General features: G+C 45.0%; 21 protein-coding genes. 19 read left to right on the top strand and 2 right to left on the bottom strand.

Features of this window, described 5'->3' with window-relative positions; genetic code table 11:
* Positions 1–52: 52 nt before the first annotated feature.
* Positions 53–1,996: an endonuclease MutS2 gene (locus tag ACLTWA_RS06005; RefSeq protein WP_412326677.1), complete on the top strand. Its 1,944-nt coding sequence runs from the start codon at positions 53–55 to the stop codon at positions 1,994–1,996.
* A gap of 4 nt (positions 1,997–2,000) precedes the next feature.
* Here the strand turns inward: ACLTWA_RS06005 and ACLTWA_RS06000 are convergent, their stop codons facing one another.
* Complete coding sequence (locus ACLTWA_RS06000; protein ID WP_412326676.1) at positions 2,001–2,855, bottom strand: hypothetical protein; 855 nt, start codon at positions 2,853–2,855, stop codon at positions 2,001–2,003.
* A 163-nt stretch (positions 2,856–3,018) separates the two neighbouring features.
* On the opposite strand from ACLTWA_RS06000, the gene ACLTWA_RS05995 reads away from it, so the two are divergent.
* The 7 genes from ACLTWA_RS05995 (at position 3,019) to ACLTWA_RS05965 (ending at position 8,489) form a co-directional block, all read left to right on the top strand.
* On the top strand, positions 3,019–3,597 hold the full coding sequence (locus tag ACLTWA_RS05995) for an NUDIX hydrolase (RefSeq protein ID WP_412326675.1): 579 nt from the start codon (positions 3,019–3,021) through the stop codon (positions 3,595–3,597).
* A 113-nt stretch (positions 3,598–3,710) separates the two neighbouring features.
* Positions 3,711–4,046 carry a cyclic-di-AMP receptor gene (locus tag ACLTWA_RS05990; protein WP_412326674.1) on the top strand — a complete coding sequence of 112 codons (336 nt, stop codon included), beginning with the start codon at positions 3,711–3,713 and terminating at the stop codon, positions 4,044–4,046.
* Between the two features lie 54 nt (positions 4,047–4,100).
* Positions 4,101–5,276: a phosphopentomutase gene (locus tag ACLTWA_RS05985; RefSeq protein WP_412326672.1), complete on the top strand. Its 1,176-nt coding sequence runs from the start codon at positions 4,101–4,103 to the stop codon at positions 5,274–5,276.
* A gap of 21 nt (positions 5,277–5,297) precedes the next feature.
* Positions 5,298–5,741, top strand: coding sequence for a cytidine deaminase (locus tag ACLTWA_RS05980; protein ID WP_412327190.1), 444 nt, complete (start codon positions 5,298–5,300; stop codon positions 5,739–5,741).
* A gap of 2 nt (positions 5,742–5,743) precedes the next feature.
* Positions 5,744–7,069, top strand: coding sequence for a pyrimidine-nucleoside phosphorylase (locus ACLTWA_RS05975; RefSeq protein ID WP_412326671.1), 1,326 nt, complete (start codon positions 5,744–5,746; stop codon positions 7,067–7,069).
* Positions 7,070–7,088: 19 nt separating this feature from the next.
* Positions 7,089–7,742, top strand: coding sequence for a deoxyribose-phosphate aldolase (deoC, locus tag ACLTWA_RS05970; protein WP_412326670.1), 654 nt, complete (start codon positions 7,089–7,091; stop codon positions 7,740–7,742).
* A 234-nt stretch (positions 7,743–7,976) separates the two neighbouring features.
* Positions 7,977–8,489 carry a CarD family transcriptional regulator gene (locus ACLTWA_RS05965; protein ID WP_412326668.1) on the top strand — a complete coding sequence of 171 codons (513 nt, stop codon included), beginning with the start codon at positions 7,977–7,979 and terminating at the stop codon, positions 8,487–8,489.
* A gap of 137 nt (positions 8,490–8,626) precedes the next feature.
* On the opposite strand, the gene ACLTWA_RS05960 is transcribed toward ACLTWA_RS05965, so the two are convergent.
* Positions 8,627–10,105, bottom strand: a complete 1,479-nt coding sequence (locus ACLTWA_RS05960) for a DUF1846 domain-containing protein (protein ID WP_412326667.1) — start codon at positions 10,103–10,105, stop codon at positions 8,627–8,629.
* 180 nt (positions 10,106–10,285) lie between these two features.
* Between ACLTWA_RS05960 and ACLTWA_RS05955 the strand changes: the two genes are divergently transcribed.
* The 11 genes from ACLTWA_RS05955 (at position 10,286) to ACLTWA_RS05905 (ending at position 20,509) form a co-directional block, all read left to right on the top strand.
* Positions 10,286–11,158, top strand: a complete 873-nt coding sequence (locus tag ACLTWA_RS05955; protein ID WP_412326666.1) for a methionyl aminopeptidase — start codon at positions 10,286–10,288, stop codon at positions 11,156–11,158.
* Entirely contained in the window at positions 11,158–11,739 is a 582-nt protein-coding gene (locus tag ACLTWA_RS05950) for a DNA-3-methyladenine glycosylase I (protein ID WP_412326665.1), read from the top strand. The genes ACLTWA_RS05955 and ACLTWA_RS05950 overlap by 1 nt, the downstream gene beginning before the upstream one ends.
* Positions 11,736–12,506, top strand: a complete 771-nt coding sequence (locus tag ACLTWA_RS05945) for a GNAT family N-acetyltransferase (protein WP_412326664.1) — start codon at positions 11,736–11,738, stop codon at positions 12,504–12,506. Before ACLTWA_RS05950 ends, ACLTWA_RS05945 begins: the two co-directional genes overlap by 4 nt.
* A 119-nt stretch (positions 12,507–12,625) precedes the next feature.
* Positions 12,626–14,023, top strand: coding sequence for a putative glycoside hydrolase (locus ACLTWA_RS05940; protein ID WP_412326663.1), 1,398 nt, complete (start codon positions 12,626–12,628; stop codon positions 14,021–14,023).
* A 15-nt stretch (positions 14,024–14,038) separates the two neighbouring features.
* The gene (locus ACLTWA_RS05935) at positions 14,039–14,551 is read left to right on the top strand and encodes a DUF1653 domain-containing protein (RefSeq protein WP_412326662.1); all 513 of its coding nucleotides are present in this window, start codon (positions 14,039–14,041) and stop codon (positions 14,549–14,551) included.
* Entirely contained in the window at positions 14,548–16,425 is a 1,878-nt protein-coding gene (uvrC, locus tag ACLTWA_RS05930; RefSeq protein WP_412326661.1) for an excinuclease ABC subunit UvrC, read from the top strand. Before ACLTWA_RS05935 ends, uvrC begins: the two co-directional genes overlap by 4 nt.
* A 72-nt stretch (positions 16,426–16,497) precedes the next feature.
* On the top strand, positions 16,498–17,430 hold the full coding sequence (gene hprK / locus ACLTWA_RS05925) for an HPr(Ser) kinase/phosphatase (protein ID WP_412326660.1): 933 nt from the start codon (positions 16,498–16,500) through the stop codon (positions 17,428–17,430).
* Between the two features lie 8 nt (positions 17,431–17,438).
* Positions 17,439–18,350, top strand: a complete 912-nt coding sequence (murB, locus tag ACLTWA_RS05920; protein ID WP_412326659.1) for a UDP-N-acetylmuramate dehydrogenase — start codon at positions 17,439–17,441, stop codon at positions 18,348–18,350.
* 19 nt (positions 18,351–18,369) lie between these two features.
* Positions 18,370–19,251 (top strand): RNase adapter RapZ, encoded by an 882-nt coding sequence (gene rapZ, locus ACLTWA_RS05915; RefSeq protein ID WP_412326658.1) that lies wholly within the window; start codon positions 18,370–18,372, stop codon positions 19,249–19,251.
* 2 nt (positions 19,252–19,253) lie between these two features.
* Positions 19,254–20,222, top strand: a complete 969-nt coding sequence (gene whiA, locus ACLTWA_RS05910) for a DNA-binding protein WhiA (RefSeq protein WP_412326657.1) — start codon at positions 19,254–19,256, stop codon at positions 20,220–20,222.
* A 29-nt stretch (positions 20,223–20,251) separates the two neighbouring features.
* Positions 20,252–20,509 (top strand): HPr family phosphocarrier protein, encoded by a 258-nt coding sequence (locus tag ACLTWA_RS05905; RefSeq protein WP_412326656.1) that lies wholly within the window; start codon positions 20,252–20,254, stop codon positions 20,507–20,509.
* The last annotated feature ends 110 nt before the right edge of the window (positions 20,510–20,619 follow it).

The raw sequence follows: 20,619 nt of genomic DNA, 5'->3' as shown, positions 1-20,619 counted from the left end.
ATGCTCCATGGTTTTTATGAATCTTAAAGAGGAATAAAACAAGGAGAAAGACATGGATCATACATTTCAAACATTAGAATTTTATCGGATTTTAGAAAAATTAGAGAACTTATCCCATACAGAAGCCGCAAAGGAACAAATCAGGAATCTGTCCCCCAGCTTAAAGGAAAGCCAGGTGCAAAAGGACCTTCGGGAAACTACGCAGGCGAGAACCATCATAGACCGGATGGGTCTTCCACCGGCAGTGGGAATGAAAGAACTTTCCGGCATTATAACGACGGTAAAACAGGGCGGCTGTCTCACAGCAGAGGAACTGGAACAGACGGGAATCATGCTTACGGGAGTCAAACGCTATAAGGAGTTTTTAAACCGGTGCAAGCATCTGGAGTTAAGCCTCCCTTATTATGAACTGGAGCTGGATTCCCTTGATGAGCTTTCCAGAGCTGTTTATGAAAGTGTCAGAAACGGAAGAGTAGAAGATTTTGCAAGCAGGAGTCTGAAAAACCTCCGTCAGGAAATAAAGCGGCTGGAAGAAAAGCTTCGGACAAAAGCAGAGAATCTTTTGAGAGCTAATAAAAAGTATTTTTCAGACTCCTATGTTACCATAAGAAACGGCAGAATCTGCCTTCCGGTGAAAAAGGATTATAAGTCAATGGTTCCGGGAAGTGTGATCGACCAGTCAACGACTGGTTCCACCCTGTTTATAGAACCGTCTGCCATTGCTGCATTGAACGGGGAACTGGAGCTTTTGCGGATCGAAGAGGAGAATGAAGTCAGAAGGATTCTTTATACGTTGACTGCCGGGGTAGAAGAGAACCTTCCGGCATTGGAAAAGAATAAGTATTATTTAGAAAAGCTTGATTTCCTGTTTGCAAAGGGACGTCTCAGTGCGGAAATGAATGCTGTGGAACCATCAGTTCAAACAGACCGGATCATACAGATCGTAAATGGACGCCATCCTTTCATGGACCCGGAAACAGTGGTGCCCCTCACCTTTTTACTGGGAAAAACAGAACGTGGCATCGTTATCACAGGGCCGAACACAGGAGGAAAGACCGTTGCCATTAAAACGGTAGGATTATTTTCTATTATGGCTCAATGCGGCCTTCATGTACCCTGCGACAAAGCGGATCTGTGTATGAACAGCCAGGTGCTTTGTGATATTGGAGATGGACAGAACATTACAGAAAATTTATCTACCTTTTCTGCTCATATCACCAATGTGCTGAAGATTTTAGAAGAAGCCGGAAAAGAAAGTCTGGTCATTATGGATGAACTAGGTTCCGGTACGGACCCGGCAGAAGGAATGGGAATTGCCATTGCCATTTTAGATGAACTGCGGCATAAAGGGTGCTTATTCCTGGCGACTACCCATTACCCGGAAGTAAAGACCTATGCCAAAGAAACAGAAGGCATTACCAATGCACGGATGGCTTTTGATAAAGAGACCTTAAAGCCTTTGTACCGCATGGAAATCGGGGAAGCGGGAGAAAGCTGTGCGCTCGCTATTGCAAGTCGGCTTGGAATGAAGGAAGAGATGATTAAAAAGGCAAGAAGCTATGCCTATGGGGAATGGAAAAACACCGATCACTCAATTCCTGGCTCCGATTCAGTAGAAAAACAATTTCAGCCATCAAAGGGCCCAAGAATAGAAAAAAAGAAATCGTCAGCAAAGAATAAAACTGCTATGGAAGAATTGTTCTCCATAGGTGACAGCGTGATGATATATCCAGGCAACAAAAAAGGCATCGTTTGCAGACCGGTCAATGAACAGGGCATAATGCAGGTCCAGATGCCGGATGAAAAAATATGGATTAACCATAAGCGGGTGAAACGCCTGGTTGCCGCTTCACAAATGTATCCGGAAAACTATGACTTTTCCATTATTTTTGATACGGTGGAAAATCGAAAAGCCCGGCATAAGATGGAAAAAGGATATCAGGAAGGTCTGGAAATCAGAACAGAGGGAACTCAGACCTTCCCTAAAAAACAGTAATTTATTATGTAGATCGACTGCTGTTAAATCCGGCACCGCCGGGTCTGACAGTGCCATTATTTTCTGCGGCTTTGAAGGTATTTGCAGTAACAGTGTTTTTTGTATCCTTTAAGGTATCCGCAGTAACAGTGGTTTCTTCATCCCTTAAGATATCCGCAGTAACAGTAGCTTTTGCAGCTTGAACGGTGTCCGCAGTATCAGCGTTCTCCAGGTTATCAATAGTATTAGCATTATCGATAGCCTTAGTATCATCAATAGCATTAACTGCTTCAGGCTGTCCGGCCTGATTTGCATCATTAAATGTTTCATCATTGCTTTTTAATTCTGCAGATTGGATAAAGGAATCCTGATTAAGCTCAGCCAGAATAGACCGGAATATTTCCACATGGCATAGTTCATCGGCGATGATCCGGTTCAGGATGGCTTTGATGCTGCAGTCATCGATCCATTCAGCCTGGGCCTGGTATTTCTTAATGGTTTCCAATTCCCCGTTTAAGGCATTGGTGACCAGGGCTCCGATCCTGGTGGGATAGCGGTTGCAGGCAGGGGACCAGTAGCACATGCGTCCATTTTGATAACTCCATAGTCTGGGGTCAGTTCCAAGCATAATGGAAAGCTCACCGAAGATATTTAGATGATGCATCTCCACGATACTGATTCTATGGAAGCACTCTGCGATATCAAAGAAGAAGTTTTTTGTAATGATGCTGTTGTAAACGTAAAGGCTGATTGCTGACATCTCAGAATTACAGGCGCCGATGTTTGACAGTATGGCTGCAGCATACCGTTGGTTTTTACCAGCGATTTCAATGGAAGGCCATGGAGAGCTGTCCTCAAATACCAGAGACGATAAATCCATATAATACCTCGCTTTATTTATTCATTAAAATATATCCACCAGTCCATATAGTATGACTGGAAAAAGAAAAACAAAGAAAGAAAAATAATAAAAGAACGAAAAAAGAAACGAAAGAAGAAAGAAAAATGCAAACTAGAACAAAAGAAGAAGGAGACCAGGGAACATGGACCAGAGAGGTGATTTGATTCAGGCGGTGGAAAAATTCTCCCCATGGAATGAACAGGAAACAAAAGATAAGGACCTCATTCTACGCTATCTGAACCAGGGAGATGCCTGTTTTTACCGGGATAATTACGAGGCACATTTTTCTGCCTCCGGCTGGGTGGTTAATTCCACCCGCGATAAGGTGCTGATGGCTTATCATAATATTTATGATTCCTGGGCGTGGACCGGGGGACATGCCGATGGCTGTATGGACTTGCTTCAGGTGGCCGTCAAAGAGGCCATGGAGGAAACCGGAATAAAGTATGCAGCACCAATCAGTAAGGATATATTTTCTCTTGAGATTCTTACGGTGGACGGACACGAGAAAAAGAGCGTTTATGTTCCTTCCCATCTTCATTTGAATGTGACTTATCTGCTGGAGGCGGATGAACATCAGCAGATTCGGAAAAAGGAAGATGAAAACAGTGCCGTAGGATGGTTTTCTTTCGATGAGTGTCTGAACGCGGTCAATGAACCGTGGATGAGGAATCGGATTTATAAAAAACTTCTTCAGAAGATGAAGAAAACAGGTTATTAACAGAAAACATTTAACTATTTATGGATTGGTTGTTTTATTTTTCCTTTTTATGCTTTATAATAGAATCAACAAATCAATGCAGTTTTGCCAAATAAAATAGCGAGGTGACCGATATGAAAATTATTTATGCAATCGTCAGTTCCGATGATGGGAACCGGGTGACTGATGCACTAAATGAACACCAGTACAGCGTGACAAAACTTGCCACTACAGGCGGTTTCCTGAAAAAAGGAAATACAACTTTAATGATTGGTACCGAAAACGAACAGGTTGAGGAAGTTATCACCCTTATTAAAGACACTTGCGGAAAACGCCAGAAAATAACCACCAACGTTCCGGCGCCCAATCTGGCATCGGTATCATCAGGTTTTATGATGATGCCCATGACCGTTGAGCTTGGCGGAGCTACTATATTTGTAACAGATGTAGAAAGATTTGAAAAAATTTAATGAACAGGGGAAGGGATTGCAAAGCAATCCCTTTTCGTATCAGGAGGAACGAATATGTCAGAGACAAAACGGGTATTTTTAATTGTTCTGGACAGCTTTGGAATCGGAGAGGCGCCTGACGCTGCCAAATTCCATGACGAAGGGAGCAATACCCTGGGAAGCATTGCAAAAGCAGAGGAGTTTTACACACCGAACTTGAAAAGACTGGGAATGTTTAATATAGATGGAGTGACCGCCGGAGAGAAGGAGCCTGCTCCCATTGGTTCCTATGGCCGGATGACCGAAAGGTCTCAGGGAAAGGATACCACCATTGGCCATTGGGAAATCGCAGGAATCATCTCTGAGGAACCGCTTCCCACATATCCCGATGGTTTTCCAGAGGAAGTGATTGAAGAATTTAAAAAGCAGACCGGGCGGGGCGTATTGTGCAACATGCCTTATTCCGGAACCGATGTGATCCATGATTTCGGTGAGGAACATGTAAAGACCGGAGATTTAATCGTATATACTTCTGCGGACAGTGTGTTCCAGATCGCAGCCCACGAGGACGTGGTTCCTTTGGAGGAGCTATACCGCTATTGTAAGATTGCAAGGGAAATATTAAAAGGAAAGCACAGTGTAGGCCGTGTCATTGCAAGGCCTTTTGAAGGAACGTATCCCGATTACAAAAGAACTCCCCACCGTCATGACTTTTCCTTACTGCCTCCAAAGACAACCATGCTGGACTGTTTAAAAGATGCTGGACTAGATACCATTGGAATCGGAAAGATCTATGATATCTTTGCAGGAAAAAGTATTGATAAGACAACATCCATCGTCAATAACACCGATGGTATGATCAAGACTTTAGAGGCCCAGAAGGAGGATTTCCATGGAATCTGTTTTGTAAATCTTGTGGATTTTGACATGGTATATGGACACCGCAACGATGTAAAGGGATATGCCCGGGCAGCAACTGATTTTGATGTACAGCTGGGAGAGTTCCTTGGTGCCATGAGACCGGAAGATGTACTGATCATTACCGCAGACCATGGCTGTGACCCTGGAACGCCAAGCACCGACCATTCCAGAGAATATACTCCCATGCTCATTTACGGCCAAGGAATCCGGGCAGGTGTTTCTGTGGGAACAAAGGATACCTTCGCAGATATTGCTGCCACGGTACTGGATTTATTTGGAGTAAAGGGCGGCATCGCAGGAAAAAGCTTTTTAAATGAAGTAGCAAAATGACAAGGAGGTAATTCTTTGAACATGGATGAAACAACGAAAAATATGCTGGTTGCAGAAGCCTATGAGGCTCAGAAGACGGCCTACGTACCCTATTCAAATTTTTCCGTGGGAGCAGCCCTTCTTGCAAAAAACGGAACTGTCTACCGGGGCTGCAACATTGAGAATGCCTCCTATTCTCCAACGAACTGTGCAGAACGGACGGCATTTTTTAAAGCAATATCCGAGGGCGTTACGGAGTTTGAGGCCATTGCTGTTGTGGGAAATAAAAAAGGAGAAAAAGGTGGCTTTTGTGCTCCCTGCGGAGTCTGCAGGCAGGTTATGGCTGAATTCTGTGATCCGGATGAGTTTTTGATCCTGTTGGGTGCGGGAGACAGAACATCGGTATACACCTTAAAGGATATGCTTCCGCTGGGCTTCACCAATAAAAATTTAAAATTCAGGGAAAAGGATGAGAGGCTTTTATAACCATGAGGATGTATGATATTATTGCAAAAAAGCGGAATGGAGAGACTCTGAGTGAGGAGGAAATCCGTTTTATGGTGTCTGGCTATGTAAAGGGGGAGATTCCCGATTACCAGATGTCAGCCATGCTGATGGCAATTTACTTTCAGGGAATGGACGACAGGGAAACCGCCATTCTCACCAATGAAGTGGCCCATTCCGGGGATATGGTGGATTTATCACCTATTGAAGGAATAAAAGCAGATAAACATTCCACCGGAGGTGTGGGTGACAAGACCACCCTTGTGGTAGCGCCTATTGTGGCGGCCTGCGGTGTCAAGGTAGCAAAGATGTCAGGACGCGGCTTAGGCCATACCGGAGGGACTGTGGACAAGATGGAATCCATTCCCGGCATGAAGACCACACTGTCGGAAAAAGAATTCTTTCGGGTGGTGAATACCGCAGGACTTTCCGTGATCGGTCAATCCGGCAATCTGGCTCCGGCGGATAAAAAGCTTTACGCGCTCCGGGATGTGACGGCAACGGTGGACAGCATTCCCCTGATTGCCGCATCTATCATGAGCAAGAAGCTGGCAGCAGGAAGTGACTGTATACTGCTTGATGTAAAGACCGGAAGCGGAGCATTTATGAAAACCCTTGAAAATTCCGTTACACTGGCGGAAAAGATGGTCGCCATCGGGGAACAGGAAGGCAAAAAGACCATGGCTCTGATCACCAATATGGACATTCCGTTGGGCAACCGGATCGGCAACAGCTTAGAGGTCATAGAGGCGGTGGAGACGCTGAAAGGGAGAGGACCAGAGGATTTAACCGAGGTCTGCCTGCAGCTTGCTGCCGGAATGCTTTTTCTGGCAGGAAAGGGCAGCTTGACAGAATGCAGAGCGCTTGCAGAAAAGGCCATAGAGGATGGCAGCGCGCTGAGCCGCCTGATCGCCATGGTAGAGGCCCAGGGAGGAGATACCTCTGTTATTAAGGATACCTCTCTCTTTAAAAAAGCACCGTTCCATAAAGAGGTGATAGCCGAAAAAAGCGGTTATATCACCCATATGAACACAGAACTGTGCGGAATTGCGTCCTCCCTTTTAGGGGCAGGAAGGCTCACCAAGGACAGTCTTATTGATCATACAGCCGGAATTGTCCTCTGCAAAAAAGTGGGAGATCAGGTTCAGAAGGGAGATGTCATTGCGGTTCTTTATGCATCAGAGGAAGAATTGTTTGCGGCATCGGAAAAAGAACTTATACGGGCGGTTGAAATCCATGCAGACCGGCCTGAAAAAATGCCTCTTATTTATGCCAGAGTTACAAAGCAGGGCATTGAACGCCTGATATAACAGAAAGGAATGATAACCAATGACAGATTTAGATATGTTACATTACGTAGATCATACGGTATTAAAGGCAGCAGCATCATGGACGGAGATCAAGACCCTTTGTGAGGAAGCCGTGGAATATCAGACAGCTTCTGTCTGCATTCCTCCCAGTTATATCCGCAGAGTGCATGAAGAATTCCCGACTCTTACCATCTGTACGGTAGTTGGTTTCCCTCTTGGCTACAGCGTAACCGAAGCAAAGGTTCTGGAAGCCAGGAACGCGGTATTGGACGGAGCTTCGGAAGTGGATATGGTAATAAATTTAGGTGATGTGAAAAACGGGGACTACGGAAAAGTGGAGGAAGAGATCAGGCAGCTGAAGCAGGCGGTTGGTGACAAGATCTTAAAGGTCATCATTGAGACCTGCTACTTAACCGAGGCAGAGAAGATTGCCATGTGCCGGGCAGTAACTGCCGCAAAAGCGGATTATATTAAGACCTCGACCGGCTTTGGTACTGCAGGAGCCGTTCTTTCGGATATAGAGCTGTTCAAAAAAAATATCGGCCCGGAGGTAAAAATCAAGGCAGCCGGAGGAATCAGGACTCTGGAAGATTTAAGAGCGTATCTTGAGGCTGGCTGCAGCCGTGTAGGTGCTAGTGCGGCCGTGAAGCTGGCAGCGGAAAAAGAATCATAGCATCAAATGCCCCAAATATCTGACATTTTAAATATGTCTGACTATTTGGGGCGTTTTTGTGGGAATTATAATGAATTTGCACAAATAATACCCGACACTGTACTGGTGAAATTTCACGAAAATAACGAAAAGTCAAAATAGTACTAACAAAACATGGTTCAAAGTGTTACAATTAAGTAAGAGTAGTTGTAACTTTGGTATCTTTGTGTGTTATTCAGTCAGGAGGAATATGTTATGTTTCAGGTAAATGATCTGGTTATGTTCGGTACCCATGGAATCTGTAAAGTGAAGGATATTGGATGCCTTGCCATGTCAGCAGCGGATGAGGATCGGCTCTATTATACGTTAAAGCCGCTTTATGAAGAGCAGCAAAGCGCGGTTTATACACCCGTAGACAATAAGAAGGCCCAGATGAGAGCGGTCTTTACCAGAGAGGAAGCCTTAAAACTCATTGACCGGATTCCAGAAATTGAGACCATATGGGTGCTTGATGACAGGCAAAGAGAAGGAAAATACAAAGAGATCATGCAGAGAAATGAATGTTCCGGCTGGATGCAGATCATTAAGACACTATATTTGAAAAAACAGAAACGTTTGGCAGAAGGAAAGAAAAGTACGGCAAAGGACGATTTTTATTATAACATGGCACAGGAACTTCTCTATGGGGAACTTGCGGCGGCTCTTCTGGTAGACCGGACCGGAGTGAAGAACATGGTTGAACAACAGGTGAACCGTGTAGCAAATTAAGGGATTGTCCAGAATATTCTTAATAAAGATGCGTCTTGATACAGGCTGTAAAAGCCTGCGTCAAGGCGCATTTTCACGTGAGCCATATGACTTATAAAGAAACTTTTCTGGCAGAATCATTATGCCAAAGCCCTTACTTAGTGGTAGATCTTCTTTTCCTCGTATAATGGTTCACAGGTCAGGTTTACCCCCAGCTTTTTAAAGATATTCATATCCACATCCGAAAGGATTACGGATGTGTGTGCTTCACATCCCTTCAATCTGGGAAGCTGTTCCAGTGCGGTCTGAGCATTTGGGTCAGTGGCTGCACAGGCAGACAATGCGATTAAAACTTCATCGGTATGAAGTCTTGGATTTTTGCTTCCAAGGTACCTGGTCTTTAATTTCTGAATAGGTTCAATGGCAGACGGAGCGATCAGATGAACATCATGAGGAATTTGCCCAAGCACTTTGACTGCATTCAGCAAAAGTGCAGCGGAGGCTCCCAGTAAATTGGTGGTCTTTCCTGTAATAACGGTGCCGTCTTCCAGCTCGAGAGCAGCGCAGGGAGAGGCTTTTTCCCTGGCCAGAGCATTGGCGGCATTCACGACCTTCCGCCTGTCTGTGGTGATTTTGGCCTGTTTTAAGAGAAGTTCGATTTTATAAACCTCCTCCTTGCTTCCCATATCCTTTGCAAGCCTTAACAGTGCCTGATAGTACCGTCTTAAGATTTCCTGACTGGAGGCTTCCTTGCAGGCTTCATCGTCTATGATGCAAAAGCCGGCCATATTTACTCCCATATCGGTAGGAGATTTGTAAGGGCACTCTCCATAGATCTCTTCAAAGATGGCACTGAGCACAGGAAAGACTTCCACGTCCCGGTTGTAATTAACTGCAGTATTTCCATAGGCTTCCAGATGGAAGGGGTCGATCATGTTGACATCGTTTAAGTCTGCAGTGGCGGCCTCGTAAGCTAAGTTTACCGGATGCTTTAAGGGAAGGTTCCAGACCGGAAAGGTTTCAAATTTCGCATATCCGGCTTTGGTGCCCCGCTTGTTCTCATGATAGAGCTGGGAAAGACAGGTAGCCATCTTTCCGCTTCCCGGTCCGGGAGCTGTAATAATTACAAGCGGTTTGACTGTTTCTATATAATCGTTTCTGCCGTATCCCTCATCGCTGACAATAAAAGGGATATTGCCCGGATACCCGTCGATGATGTAGTGACGGTATACACGGATACCCATGGATTCCAGCTTGGTTTTAAAAACATCGGCAGATTTCTGACCGGAATACTGGGTAATTACAACGCTGCCTACATAAAGTCCTTTGTCCGTAAAGGATTTTATGAGGCGGAATACATCTGCATCATAAGTAATGCCAAGGTCATGACGGATCTTGTTCTTTTCGATATCGGCTGCATTAATGGCAATCACGATTTCCGCCTGGTCAGAAAGCTGCATCAGCATGCGGAGTTTGCTGTCAGGCTCAAATCCCGGGAGCACTCTGGAAGCGTGGTAATCATCAAAAAGTTTGCCTCCGAATTCCAGATAAAGCTTTTCTCCGAATTGGCTGATCCGCTCCTTGATATGCTCTGACTGCATGTTTAAATACTTGTTGTTATCAAATCCAAATTTCATTTGTACCTCCATTGCGTGTGCTTTTTTCGCTTTCCTGAACTCTTTGACCGTAATACCCATAAATTGTATCATATAAAAAATGGAATTGCCATGGGATTTTTCCGGATTCTTTATTTGAATGAAATGCTTTACATTCGGGCATAAAAATGATAAAACGGTGTAGTAAGAAGGAGGTATCAAATGCTTAAAACAGGTAGAAACGATGCATGCTGGTGTGGCAGCGGTAAGAAATATAAGAATTGCCATCTGGCGTTTGACCAAAGAATTGAGAATTATGAAATTATGGGAGATGAAGTCCCGGAGCACAATATGATAAAAACACCGGCTCAGATCGAAGGAATCCGTCAGGCCGGCATTGTCAACAATCAGATCCTTGATATCGTAGGAGAACATATAAAGGCAGGAATCAGTACAGAGGATATCAATACGCTTGTTCATGAAAATACCATTCGTCTGGGAGGAATTCCGGCGACCCTGAATTTTGAAGGATACCCAAAGAGCGTATGTACTTCCATCAATGAAGTTGTATGCCACGGAATCCCGACCCCGGACCGGATCTTAAAAGACGGTGATATCATCAATGTGGATGCAACCACTATTTATAATGGCTACTATGCAGACGCCTCCAGAATGTACTGTATCGGAAATGTATCCGAAGAAGCCAAAAGACTGGTCCGCGTGACAAAAGAGAGCGTGGATTTAGCTCTCAAAGAAGCACGGGCCTGGGGACATCTGGGAGATATCGGTGCTGTGATCTCTGAATATGTCTATGCCAACGGATATACCGTTGTACGGGAAATTGGAGGACATGGAGTGGGCCTGGAATTTCATGAGGAGCCATGGGTGAGCCATATCGGTACAAGAGGAACCGATATGCTTTTAGTACCCGGCATGGTATTTACCATTGAGCCTATGGTCAATGCCGGAAAAGCAGATGTGGTACAGGACAGCAAAGATGGCTGGACGATTTACACAAAAGACGGAAGTCTGTCTGCCCAGTGGGAGTATACCATTGTAATCACGGAAGAGGGACCGGAGGTACTTGCCAGGTAATGGAGAAAAAACGCTGTATCTGGGTAGATGAAAAATCACCGGTCTACGTAAAATACCATGATGAAGAGTGGGGCGTGCCGGTTCATGATGATAAGAAGCTATATGAAATGCTTCTTTTGGAAACGTTTCAGGCAGGTCTTTCCTGGATCACCGTATTAAGAAAAAGAGAGGAATTCCGCAAAGCCTTTGATGGTTTCGATGCAGAAAAAACAGCTTCCTACGGGGAAGACAAAATTAAAGAGCTGATGCAAAATCCAGGTCTGATAAGAAACCGGAAGAAAATCGAAGCCGCTGTAAAGAATGCCAGGATTTTCTTACAGATTCAAAAGGAATTCGGATCTTTTTCAAATTATTTATGGGGGTTTACGAACGGAGAAATTATCCTGAATCAGGATGATAATTTCCCGGTTAAAACCGAACTGTCGGACCGGCTTTCCAAAGATTTAAAAAAGAGAGGTATGGCCTTTGTAGGTTCTGTCACCCTGTATTCTTATCTCCAGGCAGTAGGCGTTGTAAACGATCATGAACGTTCCTGCTTCTGCCGGAAGCGTGTACAGGAAAAAGGAGATATGCAAACTTGAGCATTGTAGAAATAAGTGATAAATCCATTTTAGAGCCTTTGTTTTCCGGCTGGGAAGAAACCATGATCTGGTCCTGCCTCCAGGGAATCATGGGAAGGGCCTATGCGGATGACGGAATATCTCCTCAGTCCGCTCAGGTGGTTATAGGAGATTTCAGCTTTTTCTCTGGAAAGCCTGACAAAGCGCTGATTTGCAATAAACCGTCAGGACGGGAATCTGACTTTATCATTATGGTACCCAGAGATACCAATTGGGCATCTGCAATTGAAGAAGTCTGGCAGTCTCATGCAAAAAAGGCAACCCGCTATGCCATTAAGAAAAATCCCAATGGTTTTGACCGGGAGCATTTGGAAACAATCATAAAGAGGCTTCCGGCACCGTTCTCTCTGCGCATGATTGATCAGGAACTCTATGAGCAGATCATGGCGGAGCCGTGGTCCAGAGATCTATGTTCCCAGTTTGACGGATATGAAGATTATAAAAAACGGGGACTTGGCGTTGCTGCTTTGGTGGATGGCCAGGTGATTTCCGGCGCGTCTTCGTATTCTGTATACAATGAGGGAATAGAGATTGAGATCGATACGAGAGCCGATTTCAGACGCCGTGGAGCGGCTCTTGCCTGTGGCGCGAAGCTGATTCTGGAATGTTTGAACAGAGGGCTGTATCCAAGCTGGGATGCCCAGAATAAGGAATCCGTGGCACTATCTGAAAAGCTTGGTTATACCTTTGATTATGAGTACATTGTATATGAAATAAGAGGCTATTAAAATAAAGCTGCATCCGGTACATATAATTTTTATTTGGAAAATTTTACAAATTGTGGTAAAATGTTAAATAATTATTACAATACAACACCTAAAACCATAGAGAAAGTGAACAAAGTATTATGAAAAGATGGCTTTTGGCAGTAATTGTTTGCTCGTTAATGGCATCCGGATGCAGCAGATACAAAAAGGTTTCCGACTTTGAGGAGACAGACCGTTCGTCAGAAGAAACAGAAGAAAGTACTGTGGCAGTTTCCGCCGAACCGGAAAAAAAACCAGTGAAGGTAAAGGGAATCTATATTTCTGGTTATATGGCAGGTTCTCAGGGGTTTCAGTCAATTCTTGATGAAATTGAAGGAACGGAGATCAATACAGTTGTCATTGATGTGAAAAACGATGACGGAAAAATCACCTTTGCCATGGATGGTGCCCCTACGGTCAGTGAGATCGGTGCAGAAGAACGGTATATAAAGGATATAGATGCTCTCATGGCGGAATTAAAAAAGAGGGGGCTTTATACCATTGCCCGGGTGGTGGCTTTCCGTGATCCTTATCTGGCGGAAAAAAAGCCGGAATGGAGCTTAAAGAACAAGGACGGAAGTCTCCACAGGGACAATAAAGGGCTGGCCTGGGTAAATCCTTACCGTCAGGAAGTATGGGATTATCTGGTGGAGGTAGGTACTGAGGCTTCCAGAGCAGGCTTTGATGAAGTTCAGTTTGATTACATCCGGTTCGCCACGGACAGTTCCATGAAACAGGTGGCGTTTGATGAATCAGATACCAGAGGCAGGTCCAAAACAGATATTATTACAGAATTTATCGAGTATGCTTATGAGAAACTTTCCAGTCAGGATATTTTTGTATCTGCCGATGTATTCGGCACTATTATTGGCAGCAGGGTCGATGCGGAGGCGGTGGGACAAGTCTATCATGATATGGCACAGCATCTGGATTATATATGTCCTATGATTTATCCATCTCATTATGGAGACGGAAACTTTGGCATTGACCATCCGGATACGGAACCGTACCGTACCATTTTAGCGGCTCTTGAACTGTCAAAGAAGGACTTGTCTGAGGGCGGAAAGAACGGCCAAAAGCAGGCCATTGTTCGTCCATGGCTTCAGGATTTTACCGCTTCTTATCTTAAAAACCACATTTCATACGGTCCGAATGAGGTCCGCGCACAGATACAGGCAGTCTATGATGCCGGATATGATGAGTGGATTCTTTGGAGTGCATCAAACCGTTATACATGGGAAGGGCTTTTGAGCGAAGAAGAAGGGAAAAAGGAAGAAAAAGAGATTGTCCGCAAAAGGCAGTCTGAGAAGGCTGCGGCCAGCACAGAAGAGACCGGTGCTGCAAAAACAGAGTCAAGTTCCGTCAGCCGCGGTACAGAAGCAGATAAGAGTCTGGAAGGAAAAATCGCAGTAGAAGAAACCGTATTGGAAGATAAAAATAAAAAAGCAAGAAAAAAACCCGAAGTAGTAATTATTACTACAGGAAGTTTTGGAAATTAGGAAGTGAGGGAAGCGATGGACAGAACGCCCAGACCAGGAGATTTTTACAGGCATTTTAAAGACAGGCTGTATCAGGTAATCGCTGTTGCCGTTCATTCGGAGACCAGAGAAGAGATGGTGGTCTACCAGGCACTTTATGGAACCTTTGGAATCTACGTCCGCCCTCTTGACATGTTTGTCAGTGAAGTGGACCATGAAAAATATCCGGAGGTGAAGCAAAAGTACCGGTTTGAAAAGGTGAGTATGGCTGCCGGTGCTGTGCAGCAGAAAGAGCCGATGCTGCCGGTAATGGAAGATGAAAATACAGGATCCAATAAAAATCTTCTTGCATTTCTTGATGCGAGGACGTATCATGAGAAGTTAGAGATCCTTCGCCAGAGAAAAGAAGATTTTTCTCCGGAGGAGCTTTCCGCCATTTGCGAGATTATGGAAATCGGAAGAGCGGATTTAGAACCGGAAGAGAAATATTACGCAGTGGAACGATATCTGGAACTGCAGAATAAATACGATGGAGCAAGATTAAGGTGAATTTGACGGACCACATCGAATTTAATATAGAAGAAGAGTTAAAAAAACTGCCGTCCCAGCCTGGCGTGTATATTATGCACGACAAGCGGGACGAAATTATCTATGTAGGGAAAGCAATCAGCTTGAAAAACAGGGTCAGGCAGTATTTTCAGAGCAGCAGAAACAAGACGGCAAAAATCGAACAGATGGTATCGAGAATCGCCCGGTTTGAATACATTATAACAGACTCGGAATTAGAAGCCCTTGTGCTGGAATGCAATCTGATCAAGGAACACCGGCCCCGCTATAACACCATGCTAAAGGATGATAAGACCTATCCCTATATCAAAGTGACGGTATATGAGGATTATCCAAGGATTTTATTTTCCAGAGAAATGAAGAAAGATAAAAGCAAATATTTTGGACCTTACACAAGTGCAGGCGCAGTGAAAGATACTATAGAACTGATTCATAAGCTTTATCAGATCCGTACCTGCAACCGGAATCTGCCAAAGGATATCGGAAAAGAGCGTCCCTGCTTATACTACCATATCAAGCAGTGCTCGGCCCCTTGTCAGGGATATATAAGCAAAGAGGAATATTGGAATTCCATTAACCAGGCACTTGAATTTCTCGGTGGGAAATACACTCCTGTGATACGCCTTCTGGAAGAGAAGATGCAGGCAGCTTCGGAAGCCATGGATTATGAAAAAGCCATTGAATACCGGGATCTGCTAAACAGTGTGAAGCAGATCGCCCAAAAGCAGAAGATTACGGACAGCGGAATGGAAGACCGGGATATCATAGCCATGGCAAAGGACGAAAAAGATGCTGTGGTTCAGGTATTCTTTGTCCGGGAGGGAAGGCTCATCGGCCGGGAGCATTTCCATGTGAACATCGGGGCTGCTGATGACAACCGGCAGATACTTACCAGTTTTGTCAAACAGTTCTATGCAGGCACTCCCTTTATTCCAAGGGAGCTGTGGACACAGCTGGAGCTTGAGGAGGAAGCCGTGATCGGAGAGTGGCTTTCCGCCAAACGGGGCCAGAAGGTAAAACTTGTGGTTCCCCAAAAAGGCCAGAAAGAGCGTCTGGTAGAACTGGCGGAAAAAAACGCTGCCCTTGTCTTATCACAGGATAAGGAAAAGATCAAGCGGGAAGAACTCCGTACCATCGGTGCCATGAATGAAGTTGGCAGCTGGCTTGGCCTTACGGACGTGAAACGGATCGAAGCCTTTGATATATCCAACATAAGCGGTTTTGAGTCAGTAGGATCCATGATTGTCTATGAAAATGGAAAACCAAAACGGAACGATTACCGGAAATTTAAGATTAAATGGGTCAAGGGAGCCAATGATTATGCTTCCATGAATGAAGTTCTGACCCGTAGATTTTCCCATGGATTAAAAGAAGCGGAAGAATTAAGGGAAAAGGGAGTGGATGAAGAGTTTGGCAGCTTCACCCGTTTTCCCGATCTGATCATGATGGATGGCGGACGGGGCCAGGTAAACATTGCTCTGGCTGTAATCCGGGATCTGGGACTTTCCATTCCAGTCTGCGGCATGGTCAAGGACGATAACCACCGGACCAGGGGGCTTTATTATAACAATGTGGAGATTCCCATCGACAGGCATTCCGAAGGATTTAAGCTGATCACCAGAATTCAGGATGAAGCACACCGGTTTGCCATTGAATACCACAGAAGCTTAAGGAGCAAAGGCCAGGTAAGATCCATTCTTGATGATATTCCTGGTATCGGGCCGAACCGGAGGAAAGCACTGATGCGTGAATTTAAGGGAATAGAAGCCATAAAAGAAGCTACCGTGGAAACCCTGGAAAAGGTGCCCGGAATGAATGCCAGGTCCGCAAAGAATGTCTATGATTTCTTTCATTGACCATTATAGCTTTTCAAAATACGGAATCTGTGTTAGTATGAAAAAAACAGATGGAAAAAGGAGCGTATCGCCATGCATGGAGTAGCGATTACAGATTTGATTGAAAAGATGAGTCTTCGGAATATGACTCCGGAGATTGATGCAGAAAAAATCGTGCTAAGTCATCCGGATGTCAATCGTCCGGCGCTGCAGTTGGCCGGATTTTTTGATCATTTTGATAATGAACGTGTGCAGATCATCGGTTATGTGGAGCAGGAATATATTAATCAGATGAGTCAGGAGAGAAAGCTTGAGATGTACGAAAAGCTTCTGGCATGTCAGATTCCCTGTCTGGTATACAGCCGCAGTCAGGTGCCCGATCAGGATATACTTGCACTCTGCAACCATTATAACGTTCCCTGTCTGGTGTCGGATAAAACTACTTCAGACTTAATGGCAGAGGTCATCCGTTGGCTGAAAGTAAAACTGGCTCCCTGCATCAGCATCCACGGAGTTTTGGTGGACGTATTCGGTGAAGGCGTGCTGATCATGGGAGAGAGCGGAATTGGAAAAAGTGAAGCAGCACTTGAACTGATTAAGAGAGGCCACCGTCTGGTAACGGATGATGTGGTGGAGATCCGCAAGGTGAGCGATGCGACGCTCATCGGAAGTGCTCCGGAAATCACCAAGCATTTTATCGAACTTCGGGGAATCGGCATCATTGATGTGAAGACCCTGTTCGGTGTGGAAAGTGTAAAAGATACCCAGGCCATTGATATGGTAATCAAATTAGAGGACTGGGATAAGGATAAAGAATATGACAGACTGGGGATCGAGGACCAGTATACAGAATTTTTAGGCAACCGGGTCGTATGTCATTCCATTCCGGTACGTCCCGGACGTAATCTGGCCATTATCGTTGAATCCGCGGCTGTCAATTACAGACAAAAGAAGATGGGGTACAACGCGGCTCAGGAATTATACAACCGCGTCCAGGCAAACCTGTCAAGAAAACAGGATGATTGAGGTGTCTGATGACTGATATTTATAAAAAACTTCTTGGTGCAGCCGATGAAAACCATATAAAGGTGGGGGAAGAGATGCGCAAGCATACCTCATTTAAGGTAGGCGGACCTGCCGCCTGCTTTGTCACTCCGGCAGATGAAAAGGAACTTGCAGCGGTGCTGCTCCTTTGCCGGAAGGAAGAGGTGCCTTATTTCATACTCGGAAACGGAAGCAACCTTCTGGTCGGGGATGAAGGTTTTGACGGAGTTGTGATTTCCATGGACGGCTTTAACCGCTGTGAAGTGGACCGGGAGCGGGGGATCATTAAGGCGTCGGCCGGATTATCCTTAGCCCGGATCGCACAGGAAGCTTATAAGGCTTCATTGACCGGCTTTGAATTCGCAGCCGGCATACCAGGCACTCTTGGCGGTGCAGTGGTGATGAACGCCGGTGCATATGGCTCGGAGATGAAGGAAGTCTTGCGTTCTGTACGGGTTCTGACTCCGGAAGGGGAAGAAAAAGAGATTCCTGTAAAAGAACTTTCTTTGGGATACCGGACCAGCTGCATTATTCCAAACCAATATGTGGTACTGGAAGCCGATATCCGGTTAAAAGAAGGGGATGAGGTCTCCATAAAAAGCCGGATGGATGAACTTGCATGCAGAAGAAAAGAAAAACAGCCTCTGGAATATCCAAGTGCAGGAAGTACCTTTAAAAGGCCGGAAGGTTATTTTGCCGGAAAATTAATTGAAGATGCCGGTTTAAGAGGTTTTTCTTTAGGAGGCGCCCAGGTATCAGAAAAGCACTGCGGGTTTGTGATCAACAAAGATCATGCCACAGCGGCAGAGATTATCGCGCTATGTGAAGAGGTAAAGGAACGGGTACGAAAGAAATCCGGAGTACAACTGGAGATGGAAGTAAAGACACTGGGAAAGTTTTAACAGTGCAAAGGAGAACGAAGTGAGGCTTGTAATCGTAACGGGAATGTCAGGCGCAGGAAAGACACAGGCGCTAAAGATGTTAGAAGATATGGGGTTTTACTGTGTGGATAATCTCCCCATTCCCCTGATCGAAAAATTTGCAGAACTGACCCTTAATAATCCGGATGCCACGCCCAATGCCGCTTTGGGGATTGATATCCGAACCGGAGAAGATCTGTCTGTTTTGAACCGGATATTTGATGAGTGGTCAAGAAAACGGGTGCCCTTTGAAATTCTTTTCCTTGATGCCGGAGACGAAATACTGATCAAAAGGTATAAGGAGACCAGAAGGGCACACCCGCTTGCTGCGGGAGGGCGTATCGACAGCGGAATTGCAAAGGAGCGGGGAAAGCTTGCGTTTTTAAAGGAAGAGGCAGAATATATCATTGACACCAGCAAGCTTCTCACCAAAGAACTCAGGCAGGAACTGGAAAAGATTTTTGTAAATCATGAATCTTACCGGAATCTGTACATTACCTTGCTCTCTTTTGGTTTTAAATATGGAATCCCATCGGATGCAGATCTGGTATTCGATGTCCGGTTTTTGCCCAATCCCTACTATGTAGAAGAACTGCGGCATAAGACCGGAGAAGAGAAAGCCGTGCGGGACTATGTGATGCAGCATGGTACCGCTGACCAGTTTCTGGACAAACTTTATGATATGCTGGATTTTCTCATTCCCAATTATGTGCTGGAGGGGAAAAACCAGCTGGTCATTGCCATTGGCTGTACCGGAGGCAGGCACCGTTCGGTGACCATCACAAAAGCAGTTTACGAAAGATTAAAATCCAGGGAAGAGTTCGGGGTTAAGATAGAGCACAGAGACATTGACAAGGACAATATACGGAAAAGGATCGGATAGAGATGTCATTTTCTTCCAAATTAAAAGAAGAGCTTTCCAGGCAGATCAGCCCGGCAAGGCATTGCCAGATTGCAGAGATGGCCGCAATCATCAGCTTGTGCGGAAAAATAATCATATCCGAAGATGACCGCTATACGATTAAAATTCATACGGAAAATGTGGCAGTTGCAAGAAAGTACTTTACATTATTGAAAAAAACATTTAATATAAGTACTGATGTTTCTATTAGAAGAAACGCATACTTAAATAAAAACCGTACGTATACGGTAACCATCCGGGAGCATGAAGATGCCCTTCGGGTTTTGCATGCGACGAAACTTCTTGATGAAAACGGAGAAGTAGGGGAAAACTTAAATGTAGTCCAGAACGTAGTCATTCAACAGTCCTGCTGCAGAAGGGCGTTTATCCGGGGAGCTTTCTTATCTTCGGGTTCCTTAAGCGATCCTGAGAAGTTCTATCATTTTGAAATCGTGTGCGCCACAGAAGAGAAAGCGGAACAGTTAAAATCCATTATTGCGACCTTTGACCTTGAAGCAAAGATTGTAAAGAGAAAGCGGTATTTTGTTGTTTATATCAAAGAAGGAAGCCAGATTGTGGACATACTGAATGTTATGGAAGCGCCGGTCACCTTGATGGAACTGGAAAATATCAGGATTTTAAAGGACATGCGTAACAGTGTCAACCGCCAGGTCAACTGTGAGACGGCCAACATTAATAAAACGGTATCAGCTGCGGTTAAGCAGATAGAAGATATAGAATATATCAGAGATACAATCGGACTTGATAAACTTCCGGAAAACCTAAGCGAGATTGCCAGGGAGAGGCTGGAAAGACCGGAAGCGACGTTAAAGGAGCTTGGAGAAGCTTTGGACCCGCCTGTAGGAAAATCAGGAGTGAACCACCGGCTTAGAAAGCTCTGCGATCTGGCAGGCCGGCTGCGAACGACAGGCATGAGCAGCAGAATCGAATAGATTTGTTCATTGGAATGAGGAGGATAATTATGGTAAGAAAAACAGTCACTGTGGAACTTGCATCAGGTTTAGAAGCCAGACCGGTTGCTATGCTGGTCCAGGTTGCGAGCCAGTATGATAGCAACATTTATGTTGAAATCGAATCCAAAAGGGTCAATGCCAAAAGTATTATGGGTATGATGACTCTCGGTCTTGCAGCCGGAGAACAGATTACGGTCACTGCTGATGGCAGCGATGAGGAGCAGGCTGTTGCCGAGATAGAAAAGTATTTAAGCAATAATGATTAAATCTGAAAAAATATGAAATTTATAAGGCGGAGACTTCCATTGGCATAGATGGAGACTCCGCCTCTTGTGCGCCCCTGGGAAAGTTTGCACAAGGTGTTTCAGGGCACCTT

The sequence above is a fragment of the Lacrimispora sp. genome, from assembly GCF_046972725.1.
GTDB lineage: Bacteria > Bacillota > Clostridia > Lachnospirales > Lachnospiraceae > Lacrimispora.
The sequence above is the reverse complement of the archived record's forward strand: the minus strand, read 5'-3'. Positions and strand labels throughout refer to the sequence as shown.